Source organism: Providencia sp. (genome assembly GCF_040396775.1).
GTDB lineage: Bacteria > Pseudomonadota > Gammaproteobacteria > Enterobacterales > Enterobacteriaceae > Providencia.
This window is the reverse complement of sequence record NZ_JBEBNT010000037.1, coordinates 1-5,657: the sequence shown is the minus strand read 5'-3', so window position 1 is coordinate 5,657 and position 5,657 is coordinate 1. Positions and strand designations below refer to the sequence as shown.

The window sequence follows — 5,657 nt, the reverse complement described above, 5'->3', positions numbered from 1 at the left end:
TTTCAAAACCAATCCAACCTGCAGTCAAACCTAATCGGTTTGTCAGCAGTCTGAAACCCATCATGATGATGGGTTTTTTTGTGTCATATTTTTTAATGCAATGTATTACAGTCCAGCGGCTTCGCGTAAAGCGTCGGCTTTGTCTGTTTTTTCCCACGGGAATTGTGGACGACCAAAGTGACCGTAAGATGCTGTTTGCTGATAAATAGGGTGTAGTAGGTCAAGCATGTTGATCAAACCATAAGGACGTAAGTCAAAGAACTCACGCACGAGTTGGATCAGCAGAGATTCGTCAACTTTTGCGGTACCAAAAGTTTCCACCATAATGGAGGTTGGCTCAGCAACACCAATCGCGTAAGACACTTGGATTTCACAACGATCAGCAAGACCCGCGGCAACAATATTTTTTGCCACATAACGCGCGGCATAGGCAGCAGAACGGTCAACTTTTGAAGGATCTTTACCTGAGAAAGCCCCGCCACCATGACGAGCCATGCCGCCGTAGGTATCAACGATAATTTTACGACCTGTTAAGCCGCAGTCACCCATTGGTCCGCCGATAACAAAACGGCCTGTTGGGTTAATAAAGTATTTGGTTTCTTTTGATAACCATTCTGCCGGCAGAACGGGCTTGATGATTTCTTCCATCACCGCTTCGTGCAGGTCTTTTTGCTGGATCTCTTCAGAATGCTGAGTAGACAAAACAACGGCATCGATACCCACAATTTTGTTGTTATCGTATTTAAATGTGACTTGGCTTTTCGCGTCTGGACGCAGCCATGACAGCGTACCATTTTTACGTACTTCAGCTTGGCGCTGAACTAAGCGGTGTGCATAAGTAATCGGTGCTGGCATCAGCACGTCAGTTTCGTTGGTTGCATAGCCAAACATCAGGCCTTGGTCGCCCGCACCTTGTTCTGAAGGATCTGTACGGTCAACACCTTGATTGATATCAGGAGATTGTTTACCAATCGCGCTTAAAACAGCACATGAATTGGCGTCAAAGCCCATATCTGAACTGGTGTAACCAATTTCACGAACGGTTTTGCGTGTGATTTCTTCAATATCAACCCAAGCACTGGTGGTGATTTCTCCCCCGACCATTACCATACCTGTTTTGACGTAGGTTTCGCAGGCAACGCGAGCTTTTGGGTCTTGTTCGAGAATAGCATCAAGTACTGCATCGGAGATTTGATCCGCAATTTTGTCTGGATGCCCTTCTGATACAGACTCAGAAGTAAAGAGATGTGTAGCCATGAGATTAATACCTTAAGAATTCGCAGAATGTATAGTTGGATGTTTTAACATCTAGACGGCTATTTTAGTCTCAAGCATTAAAAATTTCTACCTGTATTTATACAAAAAACGAATAGAGGCACAAATTCACCGTCGCTCACTAGGCAAAATCCCTAATAACACACCATAAACTAAGCGAAATCGCTTTGAAAGCATGGGGAAAAGGGGCTTTATTTTATTTGGCTTTTCCCCAATGAAAATGTTAGCGATTTTACCCGCGCGTGTTCGTGAGCCATTTTTGCTGATTGAGACTGTCACCATTAATGCCAACACTATCCAACAAGAATGATTGCCTTTAAAGTTTTATCGCAATTTTGCTAATTTGCTTTTGCTTTTTGAGCCTAATCGATGTATAAACTGCGACCGTAGCGGATGGTTGTTTTTCCCCGTTATATACCAGTAGGTCAAAACAATGCGCCTGCTATCTATCAGGAATGTTTATAAACTTTTGAATTTCAATAAAAACACAAGGTGATATAGCTTAAATCAACAGGTCAACCTGCCAAAATAGTGCTACAACATTGAAATTTGCAAGGGCTAAACAGTTATATTGGGGGTTAATGGGTAATGATCCATAATCTACTGAATAACAGTATCCAACCGTCATATGCGGATCGCCGCGTGACTTTGGCATTTACTTTCCTGTCTTTCTTTACTTCATCACGAAGTTACCGTCACATCTTTAATACACCTTCGAGGCTGAGTCATTAATTTGTCAGTTTAAGGTCGTATATTGTCACTGTTTAGAATTCTAAGCACTTTTTATTAAAATCTGAGTATTGTCGTTTCCCCCGATATAACTGCTTGCCAGTGCTATGTCTTTACTGACATATATCCGGAATGAGAGCGCGCCACTCACCCCTCCATACAGGAGTTTATTATGAATGATAATATCGCACGCAAAATGCGCCAGACCTATAACATTGCGTATTGGGGCGGTGGTTACTATCAGGTGAATGAGCGCGGAAATGTCTGTGTTTGCCCGAACCCTGAGAACCCGGACACCTTTGTTGATCTCGCTGAATTAGTTAACCAAGTAAAAGAAGAGCAAGAGCACCTGCGCTTACCTGCATTGTTCTGTTTCCCTCAAATTTTACAGCATCGCCTGCGTTCTATTAATGCGGCGTTTAGACGTGCTCGTGAATCCTATGGCTATAAAGGTGATTACTTTTTGGTATACCCAATTAAAGTTAATCAACAGCGCCGCGTGATTGAGTCATTAGTCAACTCAGGAGAGCCATTAGGGCTTGAAGCGGGTTCAAAAGCAGAGTTAATGGCAGTATTAGCGAATGCGGGTAAAACACAAACCGTTATCGTGTGTAATGGTTATAAAGACCGTGAATACATTCGCTTAGCGTTGATCGGGGAAAAATTGGGTCATAAGGTTTATCTTGTGATCGAAAAAATGTCCGAAATTGAGATGGTATTAAAAGAAGCTGAAAGCTTGAATGTGACGCCACGTTTAGGTGTACGCGCACGTTTAGCATCTCAAGGTTCAGGCAAATGGCAAGCGAGTGGCGGCGAAAAATCAAAATTTGGTTTGGCGGCCACGCAAGTTCTGCAATTGGTGGAAATTTTACGCAATGCTAATCGCTTAGATAGCCTGCAATTACTGCATTTCCATTTAGGCTCACAAATGGCAAATATTCGCGATATCGCTACAGGTGTTCGTGAATCAGCGCGTTTTTATGTGGAATTGCACCGTTTAGGCGTCAATATTCAATGCTTTGACGTAGGTGGTGGCTTAGGTGTTGACTATGAAGGGACGCGTTCGCAGTCCGATTGTTCAGTTAACTATGGCTTGAACGAGTACGCAAATAACGTGATTTGGGCGATTGGCGATGCCTGTGAAGAGTTTGATCTTCCGCACCCAACTGTTATTACGGAATCAGGCCGTGCATTAACAGCGCACCATACCGTATTGGTCTCCAATGTTATTGGTGTTGAGCGTAACGAATTTACCAAAACGTCACCACCCGATGAAGACGCGCCACGCTCGTTGGTGTCACTGTGGGAAACGTGGGAATCCATGCAGCATCAGGGCAACAGCCGTTCACTGCGTGAATGGTTACATGATAGCCAATTCGACTTACAAGAAGCCCATACTCAGTACGCACACGGGGTACTTGATTTAACCCAACGTGCATGGGCAGAAGAGTTATACCTCAATATCTGCCGTCGCATTCAGCAAGACCTAGACCCAAGTAACCGAGCTCACCGCCCAATCATCGATGAGCTGCAAGAGCGCATGGCAGATAAGTTCTATGTAAACTTCTCGTTATTCCAATCTCTGCCAGATTCATGGGGGATTGACCAAGTTTTCCCTGTGTTACCGATTGAAGGCTTAGATAAACCGTTAGACCGCCGCGCGGTGCTATTAGACATCACCTGTGACTCCGATGGCATAATTGACCATTACGTTGACGGCGATGGCGTAGAAACCACCATGCCAATGCCAGCTTATGACCCAGAAAACCCGCCAATGATTGGTTTCTTTATGATAGGGGCGTATCAGGAAATCTTAGGCAACATGCACAACCTGTTCGGTGATACCGCCGCAATTGATGTGTGGGTTGATAGCCAAGGCAACATTCGCTACCTGCAAAGTGAAGAGGGCGACTCAGTGGCCGACATGCTGCAATACGTCAAACTAGTCCCAGAAGTCCTGCTAGAAAGCTTTACGGAGCAAGTGAAAGGTACAGGCCTGAGCGAGCAGCTGCAAAAAGACTTTGTGGCAGAATTCGAAAATGGGTTGTATGGTTATACCTATCTCGAAGACGAATAAATGCGCGTCATATTTCGCACTGTCGCGGTGTTGGCTGCATTTGCCAACCCTAGTCACATACTTTTGTATGCGCGTCATATTTCGTACTGTCGCGGTGTTGGCTGCGTTCGCCAACCCTAGTCACATACTTTTGTATGCTCCTAGGGCTTGGCTCACTTTGCCGCCTAGCGACAACACGAACTATTTAGCGCATTGTGATTGTAGTATTTCGTGGTGTGGCGTTGTTGGCCGCATAAATCATTGCTGATAATACTGCTATGCAACAAGGCGCCGCTTACACCAAATATTAAAAGGGCTTGCTAATGGGCGGGTCTATTTTGAGGAATAAAAATGATTAATAGTACATTAGGTAATCAAGTTGATAATTCACTGGTTTCTAACGCATTTGGTTTTTTACGTTTCCCTCTGAATTTTCAACCATATAGCTCAGATGCGGAGTGGGTTATTACAGGTGTGCCATTTGATATGGCAACCTCAGGCCGTGCAGGCAGCCGTCATGGGCCTGCGGCAATTCGCCAAGTGTCGACCAACCTTGCATGGGAAAGCCACCGCTGGCCGTGGAACTTCAAACTGACCGAACGCTTAAATGTGGTGGATTGCGGTGATGTGGTGTTTGCGTTCGGCGACGCGCAAGATATGTGCGACAAACTCCAAGCACACACGGAAAAACTGTTAGAGTCAGGTAAACGCTGCTTAACCTTTGGGGGTGACCACTTTGTCACGCTGCCACTGCTGCGTGCGCATGCAAAACACTTCGGCAAAATGGCGTTAGTGCATTTTGATGCTCACACTGACACTTACGGTAACGGTAGCCAGTATGACCATGGCACCATGTTCTATCATGCACCAAAAGAAGGTTTGATTGACCCAACTCGTTCAGTGCAAATTGGTATCCGTACTGAGCACGATAGTGACAACGGTTTCACTGTACTCGATGCAGGGCAAGTGAATGACCGCGGTGTGGATGAGATGGTTGCGCAAATTAAAGAGATAGTGGGTGACATGCCTGTATATCTCACTTTCGATATTGACTGCCTTGACCCTGCGTTTGCACCAGGTACAGGGACACCCGTTGTTGGTGGTTTAACGTCAGATCGCGCACTAAAACTACTGCGTGGTTTACAGCCATTAAATATCGTTGGGATGGATTTAGTGGAAGTGGCTCCCGCTTATGACCAATCAGAAATCACTGCATTAGCCGCGGCATCAATTGCTTTAGAAATGCTGTATATTCAAGCGTCTAAAAAATAATTTAGGCCTGATTAAAGCAACAGAACCTGCGTTAAGCAGGTTCAGACTGCTGGCAAACCGATAAGGTTTGATTGCAGGTTGGACAGGTTTTAAAAAAAACAAAGGAAAATCAATTTATTGATTTTCGGCTGCTAACACAAAGCAGGAAAAATCACGCTTTTATCCTGCTTTGTCAATAACCTTAACCTGCGTTAAGCAGGTTCTGTTTGTTTTAAGCAGAAAAACCGTACCGACAATTTCCTTTCTCAACTAATCCAAAAAGATTTTTTCAGGCAGCACAAAATTACGCAGGGTTAACAGCGCAAGGGGGCCTTCCCCCATTTCG

At 44.8% G+C, this 5,657-nt stretch carries 4 protein-coding genes; 2 read left to right on the top strand and 2 right to left on the bottom strand.

Annotated elements, in window-relative coordinates:
- Window positions 1-105 precede the first annotated feature (105 nt).
- A complete protein-coding gene (gene metK / locus ABWP91_RS19825; RefSeq protein WP_353244701.1) occupies window positions 106-1,257 on the bottom strand; it encodes a methionine adenosyltransferase in 1,152 nt (383 codons plus the stop codon).
- A 520-nt stretch (window positions 1,258-1,777) separates the two neighbouring features.
- On the bottom strand, window positions 1,778-1,930 hold the full coding sequence (locus ABWP91_RS19820; RefSeq protein ID WP_353244700.1) for a hypothetical protein: 153 nt from the start codon (window positions 1,928-1,930) through the stop codon (window positions 1,778-1,780).
- Between the two features lie 246 nt (window positions 1,931-2,176).
- On the opposite strand from ABWP91_RS19820, the gene speA reads away from it, so the two are divergent.
- Window positions 2,177-4,081, top strand: coding sequence for a biosynthetic arginine decarboxylase (speA, locus tag ABWP91_RS19815; RefSeq protein WP_219246472.1), 1,905 nt, complete (start codon window positions 2,177-2,179; stop codon window positions 4,079-4,081).
- 330 nt (window positions 4,082-4,411) lie between these two features.
- Entirely contained in the window at window positions 4,412-5,332 is a 921-nt protein-coding gene (gene speB, locus ABWP91_RS19810) for an agmatinase (protein ID WP_206082723.1), read from the top strand.
- Window positions 5,333-5,657: the final 325 nt, after the last annotated feature.